Below are 24697 nucleotides of genomic sequence, written 5' to 3' on the forward strand. Positions count from 1 at the left end.
GGAGCCCCCATGTTTGCAAACTCTGCCTTCGGGCGCATCTCGCTCATTCTCTTTTCGCTTGCCTGCGCCGCCGAGGATTTTCGACGGCAAAGTGTCCCACGCTTCTTTTTCGGCACAATTTTTGTCGCGGAGCTGCTCTTTTATCTGCAACTCTTTGTCGGCGACGTGCGGGCACTCAGCGGCGAGGTTCCATCTTCGCTGCTCCTCTCCCTGCCTCTTCTCGGCTTTTCCCTGCTGACCCGCGAGTCACTGGGACTCGGAGATGCCTTCTTCCTGCTCGCATTCGGCCTGGGGGCCGGTTTTCGGCGGCTTTTGTTCGTACTGACGCTTGGCTCCCTGGCGGCAGCTCTCTTTTCTCTCTGCCTGCTCTGCCTTCGCTTCGGCAGGCTTCGAAGCGTCGGAACGCAGCGCCTGCCTCTGCTTCCCTTTTTGTTACTCCCCGCCCTCGGAAGCCTCTTTTTCTTACACGGAGGCCTGTCATGATGCGCTCGTTTTCGAAGCGGCTGTTTTCCAAGCGACTGCGCGCTTCGCTGACCGTCGAGGCGCTCTATGTCTTTTCTCTTCTCTTTCTCGCTCTCACTGCGGCGACCCGCTTCGTGTACCGCGAACAGGCACGCTGTGTATCCGGCTTTCTCTTGGAAGCGGCGGCCGGAGAGGCCGCCCGAAGCGATGCCCGCTTTGAGACCGCAGCGCTCCAAGCCGAAGCGCTGAAAGAGCGCTATCGACCGCGTCTTGAAACCCTGCTTCCGCTCGGTGACTCTCGCTTTTCCGTCTGGGGAGAGCGCACGCGCGGCGGCGCAGAGCTTCACGCCCCCTCGTTCGAAGCGCGCATCGAACGACAAAACCCGCATCCCGAAGACGCGCTCCGCCTGAAAGCCGAACTTCCCACCGAAACCCCTAGGAGGTAATGCCATGCCGAAACTGCTCCACAGCGCAGCCCGCAGCTTTCTTGCGCTGCCGCGCTTCGAAGATGCCGCGCCTCATTTTGCGCTTCGCATGTTGGAAGAAAATTCTATCCCCGGCTTTCTGCCGCTTCGCCCCTGCGGCGAGAGCGCCGAAAACGAGCTCTGCTATGAGGTGAGCGGGCTGCGCTCACTTTCGGAAGCCTGCCGCGAACAAGCGCTTCGCGCGGCGGAGCTCCGCCACCTGCTCCTCTATCTGCTGCAGGCGCTCTCCCGGCTCCCCGCCTATCTCCTCTCCTCAGACGGCGTCCTGCTCCAAAGTGACTACGTGTATTTGGAGTCCTTAAGCCGTGCACCTCACTTTCTCTATCACCCGGGGCAGCAGCGTCCGTTTTCGGAGACACTCTCCGCCTTTTTACAGGAGCTCCTTTCCCTGACCGATCAGAGCGATGAAGCGAGCGTGGTGCTCGCCTACCGCCTCTATCAGGAAAGCTTGCGGCACCCCCACGCCTTGGATTACTTGGAGCGCATTTTAGGCGCAAGTGAACCGGCTCCGCAGAAGGAGGAGCCGCTTGCCCCGGTAAACGATACTTTGGTCAGTGAAATTCGTGAAGTCCGAACCGAAGAACTTCCGCAAAAAAAGAGCGGCGGATTGCTCCGCCGACTCTTTTCTCACAAGGAAGAAGCCGAACCCACAGCCGAGGATGCCGTCTTCTTGGAGGCACTCCGTGCGCTCTGAGGCTTCTTTGACTCCGCTGTCTTCTTCGAAGTCGCCGTCTTCTTTCCCTCTGTCTTTTTTGTTCCCTCTGTCTTTTTCTTGCTGTCCGCCTTCTTCGCGTCTGTCTTTTTACCCGCGCCCGAGGTTTTCTTTACGGCCTCGGCCTTCTTCGCTGCCCGCTTCTTTGCGTCCTCGATTTTCTTCTTCTCGTCAAACTCGAACACGCGCACACCGTAAGCCGGAAGAGCAAACTCCAGATAGAACGGACGCTGATCGCACTCGCCCGGCTTTGCGCGATGGGAACTTGCGCGCTTTCCGCTCTCTGCATAGAGTCCCTCGCTCTCATCCAGAATCAGGCGATAGCTTCCGGCATGCGGAACACCGACACGGTAATCCTCGCGCGCAATCGGCGTGAAGTTGACCACAAAGACCAGGGATTTCTTCAGGGTCTCATCCCGACGGATAAACGAGAAAATCGAACGGTCCGCATCGTCCACATTGATCCACTCAAAGCCGTTCCAGTCATTGTCCTGACGGTACAGCGCGGGATGTGTCTTATAGAGCTGAAGGAGTCCCCTCACAAAGCTCTGCATATCGCGGTGCGGCGCTTCCTCGAGAAGCTCCCAGTTCAGCGAGACCTTTTCATCCCACTCATGCCACTGTGCGAATTCCTGGCCCATGAAGAGGAGCTTCTTGCCGGGATGACCTATCATGTAGCTGTAGCCGCACTTCAGGTTCGAAAACTTGTCCTCGTAGATGCCCGGCATCTTGTTGATCATGGAGCACTTGAGGTGCACCACCTCGTCGTGCGAGAGTACCAGGACATAGTTCTCGCTCGTAAAATAGGTGAGACCGAAGGTCATCTTATTGTGGTTGTCGCGCCGGAAGTAGGGATCCAACTTCATGTACTCGAGGAAGTCGTGCATCCAGCCCATGTTCCACTTGAAGGTGAAGCCGAGCCCGTTTTCCTCGGGACTGTGGGTGACCAACGGCCAAGCCGTGCTCTCCTCCGCAATGATCATGCTGCCGTCCTTGCGACCGGCAATCACAGAGTTTAAGTGCTTGAAGAACTCTATCGCCTCCAGATTTTCGTTGCCGCCGTATTGGTTCGGGCACCACTGTCCGTCCCGGCGACCGTAGTCCAGATAGAGCATAGACGCGACAGCATCCACGCGGAGCCCGTCCACATGGTACTCGTTCATCCAGTAGAGCGCGTTCGCAATCAGGAAGTTCTTGACCTCCGTCTTGCTGTAGTCAAAGACCTTGGTGCCCCAGTCGGGGTGCTCTCCCTTTCTGGTATCCGCATATTCATAGAGCGCCTGTCCGTCGAAATCCGCAAGTCCGAAGGCATCGCGAGGGAAATGCGCCGGCACCCAGTCGAGTATCACACCGATACCTGCCTCGTGCATGCTGTCTACAAAAGACTGAAATCCCTTCGGATCTCCGTAGCGCGAAGTCGGCGCATAGTAACCGGTCACCTGATAGCCCCAGCTTCCGTCAAAGGGATATTCCGCAATGCCCATGAGTTCCACATGGGTGTAGCCCATCTCCTTGACATAGGCAGAGAGCTCACGCGCCAGGGTTTCATAAGAGAGGAAGCCGTCTCGCTCGTTCTCATCTCCCCGCTTCCAAGAGCCAAGGTGACACTCGTAGATACTGAGGGCCTCCTTTCTCGGATCCTGCTTGGCCCGCTTCCGCATCCACGCGTCGTCCTTCCAGGCGTATTCCCAGGGTTCGTCCGCAAGTTTCGACGCCGTGCCCGGGCGGAATTCCGCGCTCCGCGCATAGGGGTCCGCCTTAAATAAGAGTTCTCCCGCCGCACTCCGCAGGGCAAACTTATAGAGCATGCCCGCATGAAGTCCCGGGATAAAGCACTCCCAGATGCCCCCCTCAAAAATCGCAACGCACGGATTGGCCTCTGTTTTCCAGTCGTTAAAATCTCCGACCACGCTCACTGCGGTGGCATGCGGTGCCCAAACCGCAAAGTAGTAGCCGGACACGCCATCCAGCGTCATGGGATGTGCGCCGAGCTTTTTGTAAATCTCATAGTGCGTACCCTGACCGAACAGATAGCAATCTGTCTCCGTGATGACCCCCATACCTCTGTTGACCTCTGCCATACTCCCTCCGTGCAAATGTTTTTTATACTACAAGTATAGCTTTTTTTCTTCTGTTTGACAAAGCAAGATAAGGAGGTTTCTGTGTTTTTACAACTTTCTCCGCTCTCTGTCTTTTTGCCTCTGTTTTCCATCTCCGATCTCCGAACGCGACGCATCCCGAACCTGCTCCTCCTCATCGCTCTGCTCCCGGGGCTCATGGTTCCGGACCTTCGCTTTCTGCTCCGTCTTGTCCTTGCGACGCTCTTCTTTTACCCCTGCTTTCATCTGCGCCTCCTCGGCGCGGGCGATGTGAAACTGCTCGGACTCTGCTGTGCCTATCTGGGGCTCTCTTCCTTTCTCAGCTTCTTTTTCCTCAGTCTGCTCGCGGCAAGTCTGCCCGCCCTCTGTCTCCTGCTCTCGGACCGGCGCTGCGAACAGTTGCCGCTTGCCCCCTTTTTCTTTGCCGGCTATGCGCTCCTCAATCTGGGCGTGGAGAGCGGGCTTGTTCACAGGCTTTTCCTGCACTGAACGCAAACTGCCTTTGAGGAGGATTGTCTATGCGACGTTATGCTGTCATCTTACATCCCGATGCGGAGCTCGGAAAACGACTCGCCGCATTCTGGTCTCAACAAAAAAGTCTCGGCCTGCCGGTCCGCGCCTTTTCGGAGTGCTCTCAATATGCGCACTTTCAAACAGGCGCTGCCGTGGAGATTCTGCTCTTCTCCGAACACTTTGCGGAAGAGATGCAGGGACTCATCGGCAACAGCTTTGCGCTTCTGCTGAGCGAAGACGGCTTTGTCGGCGAACAGGCACTGAATACGATCTCCGTGCCGGCCCTCTTCCTGTATCGTCCCGCCGATGCCCTGGCGCGTAGCATCATGGCGCTCTATGCCAAAGCCCGGGGAGATTCCCTCCTTGCCGTCTCGCGGGGCGAGTGCGAAATTCTCGGAATCTACTCGCCCGTTCACCGCTGCGGAAAAACCACGCTTTCGCTGTCCCTCGGACTGGCTCGCGCAGAGCGCGGCAATACCCTGCTCCTTTCGCTCGAAGAGTATGCGGGCGTCTACGGACAAATTGCGCCGGACGGTGCCGAGAGTCTGTCCGAACTCCTGCTTGCCCACTGTACGGGACGCTATCGCTGGAGTGAATTGCAAAGCCGTCTCTCCTCCTTCGGTGCGCTTAAGCTGCTCCCGCCCGTTCGCTCCGCGGAAGACCTCTCCCTGCTCCCGCCGGAAGAATTCGCATCGCTGATTCAGCGCATTGCGGACGAGAGCGCCTACCGAAATGTAATCCTGGATTTCGGTTCTTTCGGCCGCCGCGCACTCGAACTTTTAGAGATATGCGACCGGGTCTTTATGCCTGTTCTCGGAGATCCGCTCTCTGCCCTAAAACTCGCATCCTTCCGGGAATACCTGCAAAAAAGCGGGCGCGAGAAATTGCTCGAAAAAGTCGAGACCCTGGAACTCCCGAACGAACGCGAAAAAGCGCAGGACTATGCCTGCGCCTTGCTCCCCGCCTATGAAAGCGGGCTTATCTATGAACTTGCCGCAGCCCTGCATTAAAGCGCAGAGCAGAAGGTACCGTCGCGTTCGACTCAAAGGAAGTTTGCGAATACAGACGCGCCGACCACAGTCATGATACCGCAGACCACAATCGCGAGACTCGCCATGGCGCCCTCCACTTCTCCCAGCTGCATGGCCTTCGAAGTGCCGATTGCATGGGCGGAAGTGCCGAGCGCCAAGCCCTTCGCAATGGGGCTCTTAATCGCAAAGAGGTGACAAACCGGCTCGGCAAGCACATTGCCGAGGATACCGGTCACAATGATGGTCGCAACGGTAATGGTTGTATAACCGCCGAGTTCCTCGACCACGCTCATACCTATGGCTGTCGTGATGGATTTCGGCAGCAGGGTGATATACTCCGCGTGATTCATATGAAATACCAGACAGAGCAGAAGAATCGAAGCGAGGCTCGTCAAAACCCCCGAGAAAACACCGAGCATGACCGCAAGGAGATTGTCCTTTAAGAGTTGCATCTGCTGATAGAGCGGCACCGCAAGCGCCACGGTTGCCGGTGTCAGGAGGTAACTCAGGTAGCGCGCGCTCATCACATAGCTGTCGTAGTCGATGTGAAACGCAACCATAAATCCGATAACGAGAATAATCGAAATCAGCAGCGGGTTTAAAACCGCATAGCCGAATTTTGTGCGGAGCACCATGCCGATTTCGAAGGCCAAGAGGCTTATGACAATGCCGATGATGGTGGAATTCTGTACGACCTCATTCATGGTTTACCGTCTCCTCTCTTCCGCTTGTCTTCTCTTCCGCCTTGTCAAGCGTATGCTGCTTCCTCTCGTCCGCCGAATTGCGCACGGTCTCTTCCGCTTCCTCAACCAGTTCCTTGACTTTCTCGGCCTCTCGGCTTGCAAGCTCTCCCAGCTCCGCCTTCAGCACGGCCTTTTCCGCGAGCAGTTCCTCTTTGAGCTCTGCAGCGGCCGTCTCTCCCTTTGCCCTGCCGCGCGCCGTCACCGCGAGCAAAAGCTCTGTGACACGGCCCGTAACCCCCATGACCGCAACGGTCGAAACAAAGGTAATAATCGTGACCGGCAATAAAATTTGCCGCAACTGGCCCCAGGCTGTCATGAGACCCACGCCGGCCGGAATAAACATGAGCGGCATGGCATCAATTAAAAATTCCGCGGTCTCCCGCACCTGCTCCAGCTTTACGATACCTGTCATCAGTGCCGCCAGCATGAGCAGCAGGCCGTAAATACTGCCCGGCACGGGCAGCGGGATAAAGTAGTGCATCAATTCACCGATACAGGTCATGGCCGCAATGATGCCGAACTGTCTCATTAATCTCATAGTTCCGACTCTTCCTTTTCGTTTCTTAATCAAAGATTTCCTTATCATAAATCTTTTTCTCAGGCGGGAAAAGGAGAAACACAAAATTGGTTTGTCTTTTTTTAGCGACAGTTTTATAACGGAGGAAACTTTTTCATTCATACGGAAAGGAGACCCATGTCAGAGATCAAGCCAAATCCGCCCTAGGTTGACAGTTCCCTCCGCCACCTGCTTCGCCTCCCGGCTTCCTGCTATCAGGCGAGCGGCATCGTGGTCAACGGACGACGCATCAAATCCCTGGTCTTCGCGGTCTACCCCTTTACACCGCAATCCGCCATCAGCCACGCGCTGATCAACGGCTCCTATATCCCGGTATTCTGCGGCTGCGGCGGGGCCGCAGACAGCCGATCTCGTGCGGAAAATCCGCGCGGAGTTCCCCGAGGTTCCCATCATTGCGAGCGGCGCAAACGCCATCACCTATACGCCGCCTTCCACTGCCGAACTCTTAAAACACATGATGGCAAAGTACCGAGAAAGCGAAACGATTTTCACCTCGATTCGAAACTTGACAAGCTTTCATCACTATTCTATACTGGGCTAGTAGTCTTCAGGGCAGGGTGAAATTCCCTACCGGCGGTATAGCCCGCGAGCCGAAAGGCAGATCCGGTCAGATTCCGGAGCCGACAGTAAAGTCTGGATGGAAGAAGCTGCGCGCTGGGTCGGATTGTTCCCCATTCCGCTCATAAGCACCCTCCATAGTCAAAAAAGCCCTTGGAATGCAAATTCCAAGGGCTTTTTTCAACTTGCCCGCCCCCGGAGTCTATCCGGGGATTTTTTTGTTTGAGAGGAGTTTCTATGCACGAAGAAATGATGCGGCGTGCCGTTTTACTCGCCGCGCGAGGCCGCGGACACACGGCACCGAACCCTCTGGTGGGCGCCGTCCTCGTGAGGGACGGTGAAATTTTAGGCGAAGGCTGGCATGCGGTCTACGGCGGCCTCCACGCGGAACGATCCGCGCTCGAGGACTGTAAGCGCCGCGGGCACTCTCCCAAAGACGCGGTTCTCTACGTGACGCTGGAGCCCTGCTGCCACCACGGAAAGCAACCGCCCTGCACCGAGGCTGTCATTGATGCCGGTATCCGCGCGGTCTTTGTGGGCAGCGCGGACCCGAACCCGCTGGTGGCGGGCAAGGGTGTGGCGGCGCTCCGCGCCGCGGGTATACAGGTTACGGAGGGCTTTCTGGCGGACGAATGCGACGCCCTGAACGCGCCTTTTTTTCGCCACATGAAGACCGGCCTTCCCCTGGTCACCGTGAAATACGCGATGACCCTGGACGGAAAAACCGCCTGCGCTTCCGGCGCCTCCCGCTGGATTACCGGCGAGGCCGCGCGCGAGGAGGTCCATCGGAGCAGGGCCGCGGCCGGCGCTGTCATGGTAGGCATCAACACCGTGCTGAAGGATGATCCCCTCCTCACCTGCAGAATTCCGGGCGGCAGAAACCCGCTCCGCGTTGTCTGCGATTCCGCACTCAGAACCCCGCTCTCCTCTGCCCTTGTAAATAGCGCAGCGGAGATTCCGACTCTGCTTGCCTGCTGCGTTTCGGACAGCGAGCGCCATGCACCCTATCTCCGTGCCGGCTGCGAAGTTCTCTGCTTTTCCGGCGAGCGAGTTCCGCTCCCGGAACTGCTCCGTTGCCTCGGCGAACGCGGCATCAACGAAGTCTTTGTCGAAGGCGGTGCCGAACTCGCCTGGTCCCTCATCTCGGAAGGACTTGCCCAGCGCGTGCAGGCCTATATCGCCCCAAAACTTTTCGGCGGCCGCACGGCCTCCTCCGCGCTCGGCGGAGACGGCGTTGCCCTGCCGGACGAGGCCTTTCGACTGAAAAATCTCCGCCTGCGGCAACTGGACTCCGACATTTTACTCGAGGGGGAACTCTGATTATGTTTACCGGACTCATTGAAGAACAGGGACGGGTACTCACACCGCCTCGCAACGGAAAACTGAGCCTTGCTGCGAGCAAGGTAACGGAAGGTCTTGCCCTCGGTGACAGCATTGCGGTAAACGGCGTCTGCTTAACCGTGAGCGCTTTTTCCGGACAGCGCTTTACCGCCGATGTCATGCCGGAAACCCTGCATCGCTCGAATCTCGGAGAACTGCGCACAGGCAGCCTTGTCAATCTGGAGCGCGCTCTCCCGGCAACGGGTCGCTTCGGCGGCCACTTTGTGAGCGGGCACATTGACGGGGTCGGCAGCCTGCTCTCCGTGCGCCCCGAGGGAAATGCGCTGATATTCTCGATTCGCGCCGCGCCCGAGCTTCTGCGGGGCATCGTTGAAAAGGGCTCCGTCGCGATCGACGGCATCAGCCTCACCGTGGTCGAGGTGACCGAAACCCTGTTTTCGGTCTCCGTGATTCCGCACACGGCCGCAGTCACCACCCTCGCCGGAAAACGGCCCGGCGACCGCCTCAATCTGGAGACGGATATGATAGGCAAGTACGTCCTGCGGGCACTCTCCCTGTCACAGTCTTCGAACAACACTTCCGTCAACGAGAGCCTGCTTCGCGCCCTCGCTTACTGAATGGCACGGTTTATAAAAAGAAAGGAGTTATCATGGCTTTTTCTACGATTGAACAGGCGCTCGAAGCGTTGCGGCGCGGCAAAGCGATACTCTGTGTGGACGACCCCGAGCGGGAAAACGAGGGCGATTTGATCTGTGCGGCGGAATTTGCGAGCACAGAACTTGTGAACCAAATGGCAAGTCTGGGCCGCGGACTGATCTGCCTCCCCATAGACGCAAGCTATGCGGAAAAGCTCGCGCTCCCGTCAATGTCTTCCGTAAACAGCGATAACCACGAGACCGCCTTTCTGGTCTCTGTCGATCACATGGAGACCACCACAGGCATCAGCGCCACAGAGCGCGCCTTGACCGCCAGAAAGCTGGTCTCCGAGGATGCCGTTCCCTCCGATTTTCGCCGCCCCGGCCATCTCTTTCCGCTCCTTGCCCGCCCGCACGGCGTGCTCGAGCGCCGCGGCCACACCGAGGCGACCGTTGACCTCTGCCGCCTCGCGGGTCTTAAGCCCGCCGGACTCTGCTGTGAGATTATGCGCGAAGACGGGGAGATGATGCGCACCAAAGAACTGCTCTCCCTCGCCGAGCGCGAAGGCCTTTGCATCATCAGCATCGAGGACCTGGTGCGCTACCGCGAGTGCTACGACTATGCGCTCGAAGAAGCGGCGAGCGCCGCGCTCCCGAGTGCCTTCGGCGATTTTGAAATCCACGGCTTTTTCGATCCGCTGAGCGGCCTCGAACACCTCGCGCTTGTCAAGGGAGAGGTGCGCGGTAAGAGCAATGTCCTCTGCCGCATGCACTCCGAGTGCATGACAGGCGATGTCTTCGGGTCCAAGCGCTGCGACTGCGGCGAACAGCTGCAGCGCGCACTAAAGCAGATCGAAGCGGAGGGACAGGGTGTCCTCCTCTACCTCCGTCAGGAGGGACGCGGCATAGGCCTCCTCAACAAGCTGAAGGCCTATGCCCTCCAAGAACAGGGGCTCGATACCGTCGAGGCAAACCGCGCCCTCGGCTTTGCGGACGATCTCCGGAATTACGCGCCCGCGGCGGCCATGCTCCGCAGTCTCGGCGTACAGTCCCTGCGTCTTATGACCAATAATCCCGATAAGATCACACAGCTCACGGATTTCGGCATTCCGGTCACATCCCGTGTCCCGATTGAGATCCCCGCAAACCGCCACGACATCCGTTACCTTCGCACCAAGCAGAAGCGCATGGGACATCTGCTCGATGAGACCCTGCTCCGCGAAAGCTGCTGAAACGCTTTGCCCGCAAGTACCCCCTATGTTTGAACAAGAGAAAGAGAGGATAACACCATGAATCTTTACGAAGGAAGTTTATATCTCGAGGCCCCCGAAAAAATCCGCATCGGCATTGTCGCGGCGCGCTTTAACGATCTTGTGGTCTCCCGCCTCATTGACGGTGCGGAGGATGCGCTGCTCCGCCACGGCGTGCTCCCCGCACAGATTTCGCTCGCCAAGGTACCGGGCGCCTTTGAGCTCCCCCTTGTCGCCAAGAAAATGGCGGAGAGCGGCAAGTACGACGCGGTCATTGCGCTCGGCGCGGTGATACGCGGTGACACCGACCACTACAACTATGTGTGCAGCGAGGTCTCCAAGGGCATTGCCGCCGTCGGCTTGGAGAGCGGCCTCCCCGTGCTCTTCGGTGTCCTGACCTGCGATACCCTGGAACAGGCTTTGCTCCGCGCGGGCTCGAAGGCCGGCAACAAGGGCTTTGAATGCGCCGTCGCCGCGCTCGAAATGGTTTCTCTCCTCGAGAAACTCTGAGCATGATTTCCGCTTCGACTCCGCAGCGAACTTCGCTTTCAAATGTACGTATAAACGTAAGCTGTTTTTCGGAAACACAAGCCGCGGCCTTTCTCGCTTGCTCACTTCACGCTCGACACGCTCGGAGGAAGGCGACCTAGGCCGGGCTTTTCCGGATACTTGCCCCTAAGTTCCGACATATGTCGTTCTGCAACTTATCTCAAAAAGAGCTCGTCTCCGGTTCTCCCGGCGGCGAGCTTTTTCCCTGTTTCGAACCCCTACCTCTCAAATCTCAATCACATACTGTCTTCAACGCTCTCTGTTTTTCTTCCCTGCATATTTGCCTGATTTGTGCCGCCGCGCGCAGAGCATATGCCTCATCGTAATTCTTGCCATGCCCTTGTTTTGCGCGGTTTTGCGTGTTAGTATCACCTTTGATACCTATAACTCCACTGTATAGCAGGAGACTGTCATGACCCTTCAGCAAATCTATTATCTCACGGAGATTGCCGCGGCCGGCAGCATCAACCGCGCCGCGGAGAAGCTCTTTCTCTCACAGCCCGCGCTCACAAACGCCGTCAAAGAGGCCGAGGAAGAGCTCGGCTTTCGCATCTTTAACCGCAACTCGCGCGGCATCAGCCTGACACCGGACGGCACCGAGTTTTTGGCGCGCGCCCGGGAATTGCACCAGCAATATGAGCTCCTCATGGACCGTTTCGGCAGCGCGCGGCAGGTGCGCCAGCGCTTCTCGATTTCGACCCAGCACTACTCCTTTGTGACCCAGGCCTTTGCCCGCATGACGAAGAGTTTTGACACCAACGAGTACCAGTTCTCCGTCCTCGAGACCCGCACCATCGATGTGATCCGCAATGTGATCAGCGGCAAGTCCGATGTGGGCATACTCTACGAGAGCGGCTTTAATCACCGCTTTCTCTCCAAGATTTTTCGAGAGGAACTGCTTGAATTCCACCCGCTGATCGAGTGCAACGCCTATGTCTATCTCTACAAGGACCACCCGCTGGCCTCCCTCGACGCCATCAGCTTCGAGGAGCTCAAGCCCTACCCCTGCATCCAGTTTGACCAGGGCGAGGACAGCTCTGCCTTTCTCGCCGAGGAGATTTTGAGCGACCGCGACTACCCGCGCGTCATTAAGACCTCCGACCGCGCGACCAACTTAAATCTCATGCGCTCCATTCTCGGCTATACCCTCTGCTCGGGCATCATAAGTCGCGATTTAAACGGCTCCGACTATGTCGCCGTGCCCTTCCGGGAGGACAGGCGAAATAAAAATCAGACCATGCGGATCGGCTACATCCTAAAAAAGGGAACCGTTCCGAATGATCTGATGCTTCGTTTCTTGGAGGAAATTGAATTTTGTCTCAGCGCCGAGCGGACGGAGGCGTGAGCGCACGCATCGCGTTCAGCACGGCGAGGACCGTGACACCGACATCGCCGAAGACCGCCTCCCACATATTGGCGAGTCCGAAAATGCCGAGAACCAAGACCGCTGCCTTGACCGCCAAGGCGAAAGCGACATTCTGGCGCACAATGCAAACGGTCTTTCTCGAAATGCGTATGATGTCCGCAAGCTTCGAGAGCTCATCGTCCATAATGACAAGATCCGCTGCCTCAATCGCCGCGTCGCTCCCGAGGGAACCCATCGCAATGCCTACATCCGCGCGCATCAATACCGGCGCATCGTTGATGCCGTCGCCCACAAAGCCGACCCGTTCTCCGGGCTTCGCTTCTTTTAACAGGCGCTCCACCTGCTCCACTTTATCCGCGGGCAAAAGGTCGTGATACACAGTGTCGACGCCGACTTCCGCCGCAATGGCCTCCGCGGCCTCCTTGCGGTCACCGGTCAGCATGACCAGCTTCTCGACCCCTACCGCGCGAAGCGCCTTCAACGCCTCAAAAGCCCCCGGCTTTAGAACATCCGCAATGACAATATGCCCCACATAGCAGCCGCCGTGTGCCGCATAGACCACGGTGCCGTGCTCTTTGACCGCGGGGAAATCAATGTCTTTGCTCTTAAGCAACTTTTCGTTGCCGAGGAGCAGCTCTCTGCCGTCCAGCTGTCCCGCGAGGCCGTGTCCGGCCGTCTCGTGCATCTCGCCGAGCCGCGCCCGCTCTATGCTGCCGCCGTAGGCCTGCAAAATGGACTGGGCAATGGGGTGTGCGGAAATGCTCTCGCCGTGGGCCGCAAGCGCCAGGAGCTCTTCCTCGCTGAGCCCGGAGCCCTCCGACGGGTGAATGCCGACCACGCGGAACTCACCCCGCGTGAGCGTCCCTGTCTTATCGAAGACCAGGGTCTTTAACTCCGCGGCGCTCTCCAGAAAATTGGAACCTTTGACCAAAATGCCGCGCTTCGATGCCGCACCGATGCCGCCGAAGAAACCGAGCGGCAACGAAATGACCAGCGCACAGGGGCAAGATACAATGAGGAAGATACAGGCGCGCTTAATCCAGGGCGCCGCAGGTGCACCGAGCATGAGCGGCGGCACAATCGCGAGCAAAAAGGCCGTAATTGTGACCACCGGCGTATACCAGCGCGCAAAGCGAGTGATGAAGTTCTCCATGCGGGTCTTCTTCTCGCTCGCGCTCTCGACCAACTGCAAAATGCGCGCAACCGTCGAGTCCTCATACGCCTTGGTCGTTTTCACACGGAGCGCGGTCTCCCCGTTCACGCAACCGCTGATCACCGTATCGCCCGGTCTCACCTCGCGCGGCACCGGCTCACCGGTCAGCGCCGCCGTGTCGAGGAAGGAGCTCCCCTCGAGGACAATGCCGTCGAGCGGTACCTTCTCGCCGGGACGGATTAAGATGACCGAGCCCACTTCTACCTCGTCGGGATCCGTCTGCTCAATCTCGCCCTCGCGCTCCACATTCGCGTACTCCGGCGCAATGCTCATCATCGCCGTGATCGACGCGCGGGATTTTCCGACCGCGAGCGACTCAAAGAGTTCGCCGACCTGATAAAAAATCATGACCGCGCAGGCCTCCGAGTACTCACCGATACAAAAGGCAGCGACCGTTGCAATGAGCATTAAGAAGTTCTCGTCAAAGACCTGGCCGTTTCGTATGTTCTTCAGCGCCTTTAGGATTACCTCCCGGCCAACCAGAAGATAGGGAAGCAGGAAGAGAACACCGATCAACCATGCGGGAGTACGCAGCGCTTCGGCCGCGCCGCTCTTTTGAAAGACCAGAATGGCCGCATAGCCCGCGACCGCAAGTAAGATGCGGCGAAGCAAAGTCTGTTGCTTTCGATTCATAGGATGCCCCCACTCAACGGCTCACGCTGAAATCCGCTTCGATTTTCTGCCCCGTCCGAATCGCTTCCTCGAGCACTTCTTCAAAGACCTCATCGGCCGCCTCCAGGGTGAACTTCTGCATCAGGAAATTCACCTTCACGTCCACAACACCGTCCAGCTTCCGAATCGCATCCTCAACCTTCTTTGCGCAGTTCGCGCAGTCAATCTCACAAGCAAATTTCTTCTTCATCTCTGCCTCCTCATTCCGAAATGTGTTCCAGTCCCTGGTCTATCATGGTTCGCACATGCTCATCCGCCAGCGCATAAATCATTGACTTCCCCTCGCGGCGTGCCCTGACAAGTCTCGCTTGCTTTAGGAGTTTGAGCTGACGGGAAACGGCCGACTGCGTTACATTAAGGCTCTCCGCGAGCTCATTCACGCCGTACTCACCCGAAAACAGCCGGTAAAGGATGCGCATTCTCGTCGAATCGCCGAACACCTTAAAGAGTTCCGCCAAATCATAGAGCTGATCTTCGCTCGGCGCCCTCTGCATTGCTGCCACCGTCATGCCTTCCTCCTCTCAACTTGCAAGTCTTTTTCATATCTGAGCATATGAGCATTTGTTCATGTGTCGACTTCAGAATACCACTTTTTCCGGAAATGTCAAAGAAATTTCAGCTTTAACGCCGCTAATTTTTGTTGCCGAAGAGCTTCTCTGCCTTTGCCCGCAATGCCGCAGCCGTCAGCTGCCGCTCCTCTGCGCCAAAGAGCGCCGAAACCACGGCAATGCCGGCCGCCCCGCTGCCCGAAAGCTTCTCAACATTTTCTTCGTTGATGCCGCCGATTGCGACCACGGGAATCGAAACCGCCTCTGTAATTTCCCGGAAGGCCGCGATGGAAAGCGGCAGGGCATCCGCCTTGGTTGCTGTCCCGAAGACCGCACCCGCGCCGATATAATCGGCCCCGAGGCGCTCTGCCTCTCTTGCGGCCTCTACGCTTCTCGCCGTGATACCGAGTATCTTCCCCTCGCCGACCAAAGCCTTGATGCTGCCGTCCGGGAGCTTTGTCGTATCTCCCACCGAAATTCCGAGCGACCGCGCCGCTGCCTCTCGGAGATCTGTCTGCCCGAGGTGCACGCCGTCCGCCCCACTTTTCCGAAAGGCTTCCAAACTGTCATTCATGATAAAGGGAAGGCCCGCCGCGCGGCAGAGCGCCTGCACGCGCTCCCGCTCGGCCGCGAGCGCTGCGTCCTCTTCCCCCTTTTCTCTCCACTGCAGCATGGTAATGCCGCCGTCAAGCAATTCTTTCACCGCGCCGTAAAGTGTTTCCCCCGCGCGAAGCGAGGCGCGGGAACTCACCGCATAGAGAAGCAGCGCGCGGCGAAGCGTCTCTTTAGTCCACATTCTCGTTTTCATTCCAATCCCCCTCGACCGAGAGCTCGTCCAGCGTATTGCCGTAGGGCGGCAGGCAGCTCTCCATAAACTCCCGAAGCTCCGGCAATTCTCCGGCGAGCCGCTTAAGCTCTGCCTCTATGCTGCGCTTTGCCGTGCGGAACTCCGTGTTGCCCGCGCTCTCTTCTTCGAGGCATTTAATATAGGCCGAGAGCTTATCCGCCGCTTTGACAAGCCGCCAAAGATATAGTTCTTCCGCGCCGCCCGCTTCCGCCGCGGTGACCACGCCGAGCAGGGGCGCATAAACCTCCGCGAGTTCCTTCGGCAAACGCGCAAGTAAGCTCTCCGTTGCCCTCTCCTCCGCCGCATGGTAAGCCTTTCGGAGCGCTTCGCTCCCGTACTTCACCGGGGTCGGCATATCGCCCGTGATAATCTCGCTCGCATCGTGAAAGAGGCCGATTACCGCCGCCCGGTCTGCGTTTAGCTGCTTTCCGTAGCGCACATTTCCGATTTCACAGAGCGCGTGCGCCAAAATCGCGACCTCGGCCGCATGTTCGCTTAAGTTCTCGCGGCGGCTTGCGCGCATCAGCGCCCAGCGGTCTATGTATTTCATACGCGACAGAGCCGCAAAAAACGTAACTGCCATCTTGACTCCTCTCTTACTGAATGACCGAACGCTAAAAATTTCTCAAAAAGAGGCGCCCTTTCGGGCGCCTCTCGCGATTTACTCTGCCAGCTCCTCAAGCTGTGTCAGCAGTTCATCAAAGTACTTCATTGCGTCCTCAACCGGCTTCTCGGTCGAGAGATCCACGCCTGCAATCTTCAGGATGCTGACCGGATCGTCCGTGCAACCTGCGGAGAGGAAGCGGATGTAATCCTTGAGTGCGGGCTCTCCCTCGGTCAGGATGCGCTTTGCGACCGCAACCGAAGCCGCAAAACTCGTCGCGTACTGGTAGCAGTAGAAGTTCATGTACATGTGCGGCACGCGGCTCCACTCCTCGCCGATCAGCGGGTCGGATACCATAGCCGGACCGTAGTACTCCTTGTTCAGGCGGAGATAGAGCTCGGAAAGCGTATCCGCCGTGATCGGCACACCCGTCTCCGACATCCGGTTGCTCTCAATCTCGAACTCCTCGAGCATGGCCTGGCGGAACAGCGTTCCCTTGAAGCTGTCAAGCAGGTGGTTGATGAGATACGCCTTCTCCTCGCGGGACTCCGCCTTACCGATCAGGTAGTGGTTCAACAGGACCTCGTTGGTAATCGAAGCGACCTCCGCGACGAACATCTTGTACTGCGCGTCAAAGAAGTCGTGACTGTGGTCGGAGTGCCAGAAGTGCATTGCGTGACCCAACTCATGCGCAAGCACAAAGGCGTCCTCAAAGGTATTGTTAAAGTTCATCAGGACAAAGGGATGGGTCGCATAGACCGAGTTGCAGTATGCGCCGACGCGCTTGCCCTCGTTCTCGACCGCATCGATCCAGCGATTCTCAAACGCCTCGCGGAGCAGCTCAAGGTAGTGCTCGCCGAGCGGTGCAAGACCCTCGAGCAGCATCTCCTTTGCCTCCTCGTAAGTCACGCTGCGCTCGTAGTCCTTTAACATGTTCGCGTAGATATCGTACATGTGGAGCTCATCCACGCCGAGCATCTTCTTTCTGAGCGCCATATAGCGGTGGAAGGGCCCGATGTTCTTGTGAACGCTGGAGAGCAGGCGCTCGCAGACCTGCGGGGACACATTGTCTCTGCCGACCGCCGCCTCAAAGGAGCTCTTATACCCTCTCGCCTTTGCAAAGAAGAAGAGCTGCTTCATCTGCGCATCGTAGAGAGAGGCAATGGTATTGCGGAAACTCTTATAGGTTCCGTAGTACTGTTCAAAGACTTCCTTGCGGAACTCGCGGTTCGGAGAAGCCTCGAGCAGCGTAAATCTTCCGTTTGTGATCTGTACGTCCTCGTCGCCGTCCTTGACCGTCGGGAACTTCATGTCCGCATTCTGCAGCATCGAGAAGCTCTGATAGGGTGCGAGCGCCATGATGTTTGCCGCCGCGAGCAGCTTCTCCTCGCTCTTATTCAGGGTGTGCGGCGCAAGACGAATCGCATCGTCAATCGTGATTTTGAATGCGCGGAGCGCCGGGCAGCTCTCGTAATAAGCGTTGATTTTGTCCTCGCCGAGTGCCAACACTTCCGGCTCGATGAAAGCCGTCTTCTCGAGAATCTTTACATCCGCACTCTGCGCCCTCTGTAAGAGCGCAAGGTTGTCCGCGTTTCCGGTATCCACGTCGCTCCGCATCATCGCATAGCCGAAGAAGCGGTAGTCTGTCTTCTTGCACTCCTGATAGAGCTCATAGACCTTTAAGAGCACCTCCGCGCCGTCGCCGAGCTTGCCTTCGTAACCCGCGATTTCATCCGCCAATGCGAGGCCGCGCTTTACATCGTCCTCAAAGGCCTGTAAATCCGGGTAGACATCCTCCAGCTTCCAGGTTTGTTCCACCGCAACCTCACTTCTCTTGGGCAGCTTCTGTTCCATAGGATCCTCTCCTTTCGAAGTCCGTTGTTATCTTCTGTATTATCGTACCAAAAATAAACTGCTTTGTGAATCTGTTTTGGGCGTTCTTCACAAGGCAAGACTTAGTTTTGCCTATATGAAAATTTTAACCTTAATATTGTCAAACTATGGTATAGTAAGGCAGAAAGGAGATATGCCAATGAATAAAAATCGCTTGTTTATCCTGATTTCCTCTGCTGCTGCCATCCTCGGGAGTCTGCTCCCCTGGGCAACCGTCTCCGCGGGTATCTTCGGCTCCATGAGTGTGCGCGGTACCGAAGGCGATGGAACCTTCATCATCATACTCGCAATCGTCGCCATTGTCCTTGCCTGCCTGAAAGACCATAAGACAGCGCTTCCGAAGAACTTTGCGACCGGCATCTTTGCAATCGGTGCTGTGCAGAGTGTCATCATGCTCCTGAATCTCATCAACATCGGACGCATGCTCGGCTCCCAGGGTGCGGAGCTCAAAGCCTACGGTGTTGCGGTACACATCGGCTTCGGCTTCGTCCTTGTGTTGCTTGCAGCCGTTGCCACCGCCGTCTTCGGTGCCATGGCACTCTCCGGCGGTAAGCTTTCGAAAGATACGCTGAACGAAGTCATGGACGCGAGCAAAAATCTCTCCAAGACCGTCGCACAGGCAACCACAACCGCCGTGAAATCCGCTTCCGAGGAAATCAATAAGCAGAGCGAGAAGATGAAGGAAGCCAAGGAGGCTAAGGCCGCTTCCGAAGCTGCCGCGACCGCTGCAAACACTGCGGAAACTGCCGCTAACGAAACGGTCGATACCGCAACCGCTGCGCCGGAAAACGTTGAGACCGTCGTTGCCGAAGCCGCTCCTGAAAGCGTTGCGAGCGAAAGCGAAACTTCCGACAACACCGAAAACAAGGATGATACGACCGTCTGACAATGCACTGCAAATATCCCCGGTTCCCTTATGGGCGCCGGGGATTTTCTTTTTCGTTCGATACAGAAAGGCATTACAAACAGAAAAGATTTGCGCCTCCTCGGATTTACGCTATCATAGACCTAATGAAGGACGGAAAATAAAACACCGTCCGTCGTCAATGATAAGCCCCGGGGCGCTCGCCCCGCAGAAAGGACAGGTATGAAATACCAATCCGTCAACGAATTCTCCCACTTCTCCTTTTCCGACTGCGTGCTCACGGAGATGAGCGCAAGCCCGGCCGGTGTTCAGCTGACACTCGAGGCACTGATTGTTCTCCCGGAAAACTCGCAAAACACCAACTTCACCGCGAGCTATGCGGGTACTGTTCAGCTGCGCTTACTCGGCGGACAATTTACCGAGAGTGTAAAAGAGGGCTATCAGTACCGAGACGCAAACGATGTGCTCCTCGAATCCGTCCCGGACACCCTGCTCTCCCCGGCGGAAGTTACCGCGCTGCTCCCCGAGCTCCGCGACGTGTACCTCTTCCAGATTCTCAGCGAAACAAGAGCGGACGGCAAGATTCTCTTGGAGCTCGGCATCGAGTTCCCGCAGGCCGAGGAATACGACACGCTTATAACGCCTTCCTACCGCATCGGCGTCCTCTGCGAAAAGGCCGTCTTCGGCTGGGATTACTATATGAACCGCGTGGAGAGCTGAGCCATGGACTTCTCCCGGGTCATCATCGTGAGTGACCGACATTTGTTTGATTGCGAAGCGGCGCCCGAGGCTGCCTTTTTATCCTATCTGGAGCGCGTATCGGCAATGCGACCGCACGCCCTCTTGCTCCGCGAAAAGGATATGCGAGAGGCGGATTACCTTGCCCTCGCAAGGCGCGTCCGCGCCCGTATCCCTTCCGTGCCGCTGATCCTCCACTCCTTTCCGCGCGCGGCAAAGGAACTCCCCTGTGACCGCCTGCATCTCCCGCTTGCCCTGCTGCAACAAATCAAAGAGGAGCAGCCCTCCCTCTTGGAAGGCTGCTCCTCTCTCGGCGCTTCGGTGCACGCTGTCGATGAGGCCGTGCGCGCCGTCTCCTTAGGCGCAAGCTATCTCATCGCGGGAAATATCTATGAAACCGACTGTAAACCCGGGCTCGCGGCGCGCGGTCTTTCCTTCCTCACAGAGGTCTGTAAGGCGGTTCCGGTTCCGGTCTATGCAATCGGCGGCATCACCCCGGAACGACTTCCGGAAGTGCTTGCTGCCGGGGCGGCCGGCGCCTGTATGCGCTCGGCGCTCACTCAGCCTTCCCGCTTGCTCTGACCGCTCGCATAGTCGATGCGCACGCCGGGCTGCACATTGTAGAGAAATACATGGAAGGAAAACTCCGGATCCCGGAGTGCCTCCGCTTCGAGCTCTACCCCCCGCGCAAGCAAGTCATCGCCGAGAAACACGGGAGTTGCACGGTAGAGCACCGCGCCGCCGCCGTTCTCGATGTAATCCGCGACCCGTTTTTCATAGGGCAGCATCCCGCTTATGTTAAGGTAGCGGGTTCCCGTCATTAAGTTCTGCGGGTTCGCATTTTCCCCGGAGAGCATGTAGGCAATCAGATGGCAGCGGTTATAGAGATACTTGTCTTCGATCAAATCATCGTAGCGCACCGTGTGCCAGCCGCTCGGCCGCACATCGCCTATGCTCTCGCGTTTTTCTGTCGGCATGGTCGCTTTTGTCAGAACCGCAAAGGCCGGACCGCAACGCCCAAGCGCATCCAAGTCCGCATAGGACTCATAGCCCTCTGTCTCATGCTGCTCGCCGAGCAGCCGTTCCTCTTCCGTAAAGAGCGGCTGCCCCATGTTCATGCTGATGTCCGGGCTGCCTTGATAGCTTCCGACCGCCGTTAGCACCGCCTCCGCGGGATCTCCGGGCGGCGGCACGATGATGCCGATTGCCTCTTTTTCCGCCCGGTCTGTCCACGGCAGCCGGGCATTCGGCCACAGTGTCTGCTGCAGGGCTCCCAGGGTAAGCAGTATCAGCAGGATCCACAGCGCCTTACGTATGTTTCCCCCGCGCCTCTTTCGTCTGTATGCCGACATTGCTCCCCCTTGTTCTCTCGCCTGATTTCTTTGCTATAGGCAAGTATACCGTTTCGCTCCCCACTTCTCAAGTCCGCTTGCCCTTCATCGTGCGAGGCGACTCGTAAATAGCGGTTGATGTCGGAGAAGCCGGGAAACGCACCCCCCTGCGGAAAACGCTTCGAAGCGACAGAAAGGAGAACCATGCTACTTTGGACTTCTCAGGAGGAAGCCGTCTACAACGAGCTTCTGAAAACCGGCGTCTATCGCTGCGATCTAAATCTCTCACCGATGAAAGATTGTCGCGAGAAGTACGACTGGCTGGTACGACAAATGAAACAACGCATCGGCCCGCCGCCGGACAAGGTCTCTTACCCGGTCTGGGCATGGTATCAACAGCAAGGAAAACACCGTAAACCCGATCTCCGCAAAGAGCGCTGGGCTGTCGGCTGCAACGGAGAACGTTTTGCCTGTCTCGAAATCGAAATTCCGGACCGAGAGGTTCTCTTATCCGATTTTGACGCCTGGTGCATCATCTTGAGCAATGGCCTCCTCTCCGATAGCGAGCAAGAAGACAGTTGTCTCGAGGCACAATACGAGGCGCTCTCCCCTTCCGAGAAGCGCCGCATGAAAGAAATAAACTGGGAGCGTGTCTTTGATTTAAGCACCCTGGACAATGACTGGTCGCGAAGAGGTTACTACATTCAGGCAACCTTCTGGGAACTCCGGCTTGAACAAGTTCGGGACGTTCGCTTCTTTCGCGCCGCCGCCAAATTCGATTCCCCGTAGTAGGACAAAGCCCTTCTTTCCTCACCCCGGCTGTACCCCCGCAGCGCTGCTCAAAGCAAAAAGGACAGAAGCGCGTAACTTCGCTTTTCTGTCCTTTTCGCGTTACAACAAACTCTCATTACGGCAAAATCTCAAGCCAATAGCCGTCCGGATCTTCGATAAAGTAGATGCCCATCTCCTCGTTTTCGAAGCAGATACAGCCCATCTCCTTGTGCTTTTTGTGCGCTGCGTCAAAATCGTCCGCCCGAAACGCGAGGTGAAATTCGCACTCGCCGAGGTCATACGGCTGCGGATGGTCCTTAAGCCAAGTGAGTTCCAACTCAAATTCCCCGACCTCGCTCTTTAAATACACGATGATGAAATCGTCCGTCGTCTTCCGTCTCACCTCGTGTAAGTCGAGGGCCTCGTTGTAAAAGCGAATGGAGCGCTCCAAATCCGCAACATTCAAATTCTCGTGTATCATCTTAAACTTCATATCTCTTCTCCTTTCGCTGTCTCCGTGTTTTTGATGCGGGAGCTATACCGCGGGTATTCCGTGAGAAAGCGCTGAATCACATCCGGCTCTCCCCAGTAGTGTATCGGAAAAACGGCATTGCAGTCCACACGTTCCAGGAAATACAAGAGTCCGTCCGCGTAGTGCGCTTCCAGTCTCGGATCGAGCGGCACAAAGGCTATATCAAAATGTCTGCCCTTGATTTTTCCGATCTCCGTGTGAAAAATTGCACGGAGCTCTCGGTTCTCTTCCTCCGGTTCTCCCTCCCAATACCAGTCGTTCAAATCACCGCCGTGGTAAACAATCCCTTCGTCGCAGCTCACGATAAACGCGACGCCACTGTCGTTTGAACGCAGGGTCTCGACACGAATCCCGCCCTCAAGTTGATTGCATTCACCCGGCGCAACAAAGATACGTCGGATTTCCGCCAAGCGCTTCTCATCATTGATATCATTCGCCAACACCGCCCGGTAACGCATGCCCCTCTCGCCCAGAAGCTCAAAAATCTTCGGATTATAGTGATCCCCGTGGCAGTGGCTGCAAAATACAAGCACTTCTTTTTCCCTGTCGAGCAGCGGTAGTTCACCCTTGTAGTAGTCGAAAATACAGTAGCGGTCTTTATATTCCAGCAAAACACCGCTGTGGTCTAAGTACGTTACTTTCATGATGTCACCTCGAGAGAAACAACTTGTTACAAGCCTCCCCCTCCCTTCCGTCTGTCAGAAGGTAAAACCGTAATCATCAGCAAATGCCAAATCCATAATCACGGGATGGCGGAAACTTTCCGCTCTGGTCGCATCATCATAAACGACCGGGTATAGCTAAACTGTTGCTCGCAGAGCTTCCAGAAGGAGCTCTGAAGATTGTATTTCTCCATTTCCGAGAGAAATTAATTATATTCCGCTGCTCCTTCTGTGAGCATGACACGCAACACCTCTTCCAAGGAACAAGTGTGGGTCTTACAGATAGCACTCAGAAGACCTACCGTAATATTCTCCTCGTTAAAGTTCTCAATCTCCGGATCTTAAAAGCACTGCGTCCTTTCCTTATTCGCAAAGAACTTGATGTGCTTTTCAATGGTGGGCTTATATCTCTCCTCAATTCCGAGATCCACAGAAAGCAGAGAAGCCCGGTCGGCAAAGAAGCGCTTGGAATACAACATCGTATCTTCCAAGTAGTTGCCTTTCACATCCGGCTTCGGAAACGGTGCATAGATTAAGTAGTTCGTGCTCGTATCCTCGCGCTCCGGAAAGCGCTTTGTCATAAACCGATTGTCAGGCTCCAGCCGGTAGACTTTGGCATTCTCCGGTTCGATAGAAGCTATATCCTCCGCAAGCTCTGCCCTATCAGTGTTTCTCCTGTATGATCCATGATCCCCGTGTTCCGCCGCTTCTCCGAACCCATCCGTTCTCAATCAGCTTGCCAAAGGCTCTTTGAATCGTAGAGCGGGAAACGCCGAGCTCTTCCGCAATCCGTGTCTGCGAGATTTTAGGATTTGCCCGAATGAGCCGCAGGATTTGATCCTCGATTGTCCCGCGTTTCGCTTCATTGGCTTCACAATTAGCTTCATTTGCTTCAGCATTGGCTTCATTGGTACCCTTGGTCTGATTGTCACGCAATTCCTTCAGTGCATTGCGGATCATGCCCAGCATGAACTCCACAAACTCTGTGGAATCTCCCGCGTTGTCTGCCTTCTGCAGTACACGGTAGTATTCTTCCTGATTCTCATGCACCAGAGTTTCCACCGGCAGCCACGCAAACAGCTCATTCCATTTCCGAAGGATCAGCGACTGCCAGAGCCTTCCGGTTCGTCCGTTCCCATCCGCAAAGGGATGAATGAATTCAAACTCATAGTGGAAGATGCAGCTTTTTACCAGCGGATGGTATTTGGATTCCTTTAGCCAGGTCATTAACTGCGACACCAGCTCGGGAACATATCTTGCCGGTGTGCCGACATGAATCAAGCGGTCCCCGGCATATACGCCGACATTGCCGCTGCGGAATCTCCCGGCTTCTTTTACCAGCCCTTCCGTCATCAGCTTATGGGCATAGAGCAGATTCTTAACACTGTACGGATCAAGCTCGGAAACACGCTCATATGCTTCGTACGCATTCTTCACTTCCCGGATATCCTCCGGCGGGCCAAGTACACGTTTCCCATTGATTACATCACTGACCTGATCAAGAGACAGTGTATTCTGTTCAATCGCCAATGAAGAATAGATGGATTTAATCCGGTTTTCTCTTCGAAGAACCGGATTTCGGTGCATAGACTCATACGTTGTAATCGAGCCGACATATTGACCAATCTCAACGATTAAGTTTGTAATTTCCTCCGTCATACGAAACGGCGGCTGATATGTTTCGCTCATCGTATCGAACC

At 56.5% G+C, this 24697-nt stretch carries 28 protein-coding genes, 1 pseudogene and 1 riboswitch; of the genes and pseudogenes, 15 read left to right on the top strand and 14 right to left on the bottom strand.

The genetic code is table 11. From position 1 onward, the window contains the following. The first annotated feature begins 9 nt into the window (after positions 1 to 9). From QU660_RS08990 to QU660_RS09000, 3 genes are read left to right on the top strand one after another with little or no spacing between them, the layout of a single operon-like run. Entirely contained in the window at positions 10 to 483 is a 474-nt protein-coding gene (locus QU660_RS08990) for a prepilin peptidase (RefSeq protein ID WP_304946179.1), read from the top strand. Further along, positions 480 to 908 carry a hypothetical protein gene (locus QU660_RS08995; RefSeq protein ID WP_304946180.1) on the top strand — a complete coding sequence of 143 codons (429 nt, stop codon included), beginning with the start codon at positions 480 to 482 and terminating at the stop codon, positions 906 to 908. The genes QU660_RS08990 and QU660_RS08995 overlap by 4 nt, the downstream gene beginning before the upstream one ends. Positions 909 to 912: 4 nt before the next feature. Beyond that, positions 913 to 1641, top strand: a complete 729-nt coding sequence (locus QU660_RS09000; RefSeq protein ID WP_304946181.1) for a DUF6382 domain-containing protein — start codon at positions 913 to 915, stop codon at positions 1639 to 1641. Here the strand turns inward: QU660_RS09000 and glgB are convergent. Then, positions 1575 to 3740, bottom strand: coding sequence for a 1,4-alpha-glucan branching protein GlgB (gene glgB, locus QU660_RS09005; RefSeq protein ID WP_304946182.1), 2166 nt, complete (start codon positions 3738 to 3740; stop codon positions 1575 to 1577). The two genes, QU660_RS09000 and glgB, sit on opposite strands and share 67 nt — an antisense overlap. Before the next feature lie 81 nt (positions 3741 to 3821). On the opposite strand from glgB, the gene QU660_RS09010 reads away from it, so the two are divergent. After that, the gene (locus tag QU660_RS09010; protein WP_304946183.1) at positions 3822 to 4247 is read left to right on the top strand and encodes a prepilin peptidase; all 426 of its coding nucleotides are present in this window, start codon (positions 3822 to 3824) and stop codon (positions 4245 to 4247) included. Positions 4248 to 4276: 29 nt separating this feature from the next. After that, positions 4277 to 5281 carry a hypothetical protein gene (locus QU660_RS09015; RefSeq protein ID WP_304946184.1) on the top strand — a complete coding sequence of 335 codons (1005 nt, stop codon included), beginning with the start codon at positions 4277 to 4279 and terminating at the stop codon, positions 5279 to 5281. Between the two features lie 32 nt (positions 5282 to 5313). On the opposite strand, the gene QU660_RS09020 is transcribed toward QU660_RS09015, so the two are convergent. Further along, entirely contained in the window at positions 5314 to 6006 is a 693-nt protein-coding gene (locus QU660_RS09020) for an LrgB family protein (protein ID WP_304946185.1), read from the bottom strand. Then, entirely contained in the window at positions 5999 to 6583 is a 585-nt protein-coding gene (locus QU660_RS09815; protein WP_330693208.1) for a CidA/LrgA family protein, read from the bottom strand. Before QU660_RS09815 ends, QU660_RS09020 begins: the two co-directional genes overlap by 8 nt. A gap of 391 nt (positions 6584 to 6974) precedes the next feature. Between QU660_RS09815 and QU660_RS09820 the strand changes: the two genes are divergently transcribed. The 6 genes from QU660_RS09820 (at position 6975) to QU660_RS09055 (ending at position 12300) form a co-directional block, all read left to right on the top strand. After that, a complete protein-coding gene (locus QU660_RS09820; protein WP_330693209.1) occupies positions 6975 to 7163 on the top strand; it encodes a hypothetical protein in 189 nt (62 codons plus the stop codon). After that, positions 7161 to 7275: riboswitch (FMN riboswitch) on the top strand. Its footprint overlaps the gene before it by 3 nt. A 142-nt stretch (positions 7276 to 7417) precedes the next feature. Beyond that, complete coding sequence (ribD, locus tag QU660_RS09035; RefSeq protein ID WP_304946186.1) at positions 7418 to 8500, top strand: bifunctional diaminohydroxyphosphoribosylaminopyrimidine deaminase/5-amino-6-(5-phosphoribosylamino)uracil reductase RibD; 1083 nt, start codon at positions 7418 to 7420, stop codon at positions 8498 to 8500. Between the two features lie 2 nt (positions 8501 to 8502). Then, positions 8503 to 9138, top strand: a complete 636-nt coding sequence (ribE, locus tag QU660_RS09040) for a riboflavin synthase (protein ID WP_304946187.1) — start codon at positions 8503 to 8505, stop codon at positions 9136 to 9138. A gap of 32 nt (positions 9139 to 9170) precedes the next feature. Continuing rightward, positions 9171 to 10388, top strand: a complete 1218-nt coding sequence (gene ribA, locus QU660_RS09045) for a GTP cyclohydrolase II (protein WP_304946188.1) — start codon at positions 9171 to 9173, stop codon at positions 10386 to 10388. Positions 10389 to 10445: 57 nt separating this feature from the next. Continuing rightward, positions 10446 to 10916, top strand: a complete 471-nt coding sequence (gene ribH / locus QU660_RS09050; protein WP_304946189.1) for a 6,7-dimethyl-8-ribityllumazine synthase — start codon at positions 10446 to 10448, stop codon at positions 10914 to 10916. 451 nt (positions 10917 to 11367) lie between these two features. Further along, positions 11368 to 12300: a LysR family transcriptional regulator gene (locus QU660_RS09055; RefSeq protein WP_304946190.1), complete on the top strand. Its 933-nt coding sequence runs from the start codon at positions 11368 to 11370 to the stop codon at positions 12298 to 12300. On the opposite strand, the gene QU660_RS09060 is transcribed toward QU660_RS09055, so the two are convergent. The 6 genes from QU660_RS09060 to pepF form a co-directional block, all read right to left on the bottom strand. Next, entirely contained in the window at positions 12275 to 14167 is a 1893-nt protein-coding gene (locus tag QU660_RS09060; RefSeq protein ID WP_304946191.1) for a heavy metal translocating P-type ATPase, read from the bottom strand. The genes QU660_RS09055 and QU660_RS09060 overlap by 26 nt on opposite strands. Positions 14168 to 14180: 13 nt before the next feature. Next, positions 14181 to 14396, bottom strand: a complete 216-nt coding sequence (locus QU660_RS09065) for a cation transporter (RefSeq protein ID WP_304946192.1) — start codon at positions 14394 to 14396, stop codon at positions 14181 to 14183. A gap of 10 nt (positions 14397 to 14406) precedes the next feature. Further along, entirely contained in the window at positions 14407 to 14715 is a 309-nt protein-coding gene (locus QU660_RS09070) for an ArsR/SmtB family transcription factor (RefSeq protein ID WP_304946193.1), read from the bottom strand. A gap of 121 nt (positions 14716 to 14836) precedes the next feature. Continuing rightward, positions 14837 to 15562: a thiamine phosphate synthase gene (locus tag QU660_RS09075; RefSeq protein WP_304946194.1), complete on the bottom strand. Its 726-nt coding sequence runs from the start codon at positions 15560 to 15562 to the stop codon at positions 14837 to 14839. Then, positions 15540 to 16184 carry a 5'-deoxynucleotidase gene (yfbR, locus tag QU660_RS09080; RefSeq protein ID WP_304946195.1) on the bottom strand — a complete coding sequence of 215 codons (645 nt, stop codon included), beginning with the start codon at positions 16182 to 16184 and terminating at the stop codon, positions 15540 to 15542. Before yfbR ends, QU660_RS09075 begins: the two co-directional genes overlap by 23 nt. A gap of 78 nt (positions 16185 to 16262) precedes the next feature. Further along, positions 16263 to 18059, bottom strand: a complete 1797-nt coding sequence (pepF, locus tag QU660_RS09085) for an oligoendopeptidase F (RefSeq protein WP_304946196.1) — start codon at positions 18057 to 18059, stop codon at positions 16263 to 16265. 178 nt (positions 18060 to 18237) lie between these two features. Here pepF and QU660_RS09090 point away from each other — a divergent pair, with 178 nt between their 5' ends. The 3 genes from QU660_RS09090 (at position 18238) to QU660_RS09100 (ending at position 20283) form a co-directional block, all read left to right on the top strand. Beyond that, on the top strand, positions 18238 to 18984 hold the full coding sequence (locus QU660_RS09090; RefSeq protein ID WP_304946197.1) for a hypothetical protein: 747 nt from the start codon (positions 18238 to 18240) through the stop codon (positions 18982 to 18984). 201 nt (positions 18985 to 19185) lie between these two features. Continuing rightward, on the top strand, positions 19186 to 19683 hold the full coding sequence (locus QU660_RS09095; RefSeq protein ID WP_304946198.1) for a hypothetical protein: 498 nt from the start codon (positions 19186 to 19188) through the stop codon (positions 19681 to 19683). A 3-nt stretch (positions 19684 to 19686) separates the two neighbouring features. Next, on the top strand, positions 19687 to 20283 hold the full coding sequence (locus QU660_RS09100) for a thiamine phosphate synthase (protein ID WP_304946199.1): 597 nt from the start codon (positions 19687 to 19689) through the stop codon (positions 20281 to 20283). Here QU660_RS09100 and QU660_RS09105 read toward each other — a convergent pair. Further along, the gene (locus QU660_RS09105; RefSeq protein ID WP_304946200.1) at positions 20262 to 21053 is read right to left on the bottom strand and encodes a DNA/RNA non-specific endonuclease; all 792 of its coding nucleotides are present in this window, start codon (positions 21051 to 21053) and stop codon (positions 20262 to 20264) included. The two genes, QU660_RS09100 and QU660_RS09105, sit on opposite strands and share 22 nt — an antisense overlap. A 183-nt stretch (positions 21054 to 21236) precedes the next feature. Here QU660_RS09105 and QU660_RS09110 point away from each other — a divergent pair, with 183 nt between their 5' ends. Beyond that, a complete protein-coding gene (locus QU660_RS09110) occupies positions 21237 to 21821 on the top strand; it encodes a DUF3841 domain-containing protein (RefSeq protein WP_304946201.1) in 585 nt (194 codons plus the stop codon). A 118-nt stretch (positions 21822 to 21939) separates the two neighbouring features. Here QU660_RS09110 and QU660_RS09115 read toward each other — a convergent pair whose 3' ends face one another. From QU660_RS09115 to QU660_RS09130, 4 genes and pseudogenes are all read right to left on the bottom strand, one after another. Beyond that, positions 21940 to 22296, bottom strand: coding sequence for a VOC family protein (locus QU660_RS09115; protein WP_304946202.1), 357 nt, complete (start codon positions 22294 to 22296; stop codon positions 21940 to 21942). After that, positions 22293 to 22979, bottom strand: a complete 687-nt coding sequence (locus QU660_RS09120; protein WP_304946203.1) for an MBL fold metallo-hydrolase — start codon at positions 22977 to 22979, stop codon at positions 22293 to 22295. The genes QU660_RS09115 and QU660_RS09120 overlap by 4 nt, the downstream gene beginning before the upstream one ends. 149 nt (positions 22980 to 23128) lie before the next feature. Further along, positions 23129 to 23662: pseudogene (locus QU660_RS09875) on the bottom strand (BREX-1 system phosphatase PglZ type A); the annotation flags it as partial. Continuing rightward, positions 23661 to 24686 carry a Fic family protein gene (locus QU660_RS09130; RefSeq protein WP_304946204.1) on the bottom strand — a complete coding sequence of 342 codons (1026 nt, stop codon included), beginning with the start codon at positions 24684 to 24686 and terminating at the stop codon, positions 23661 to 23663. The gene QU660_RS09130 and the pseudogene QU660_RS09875, both read right to left, overlap by 2 nt. Positions 24687 to 24697 lie beyond the last annotated feature (11 nt).

It is taken from the genome of Stomatobaculum sp. F0698 (assembly GCF_030644385.1).
Classification (GTDB): Bacteria; Bacillota; Clostridia; order Lachnospirales; family Lachnospiraceae; genus Moryella.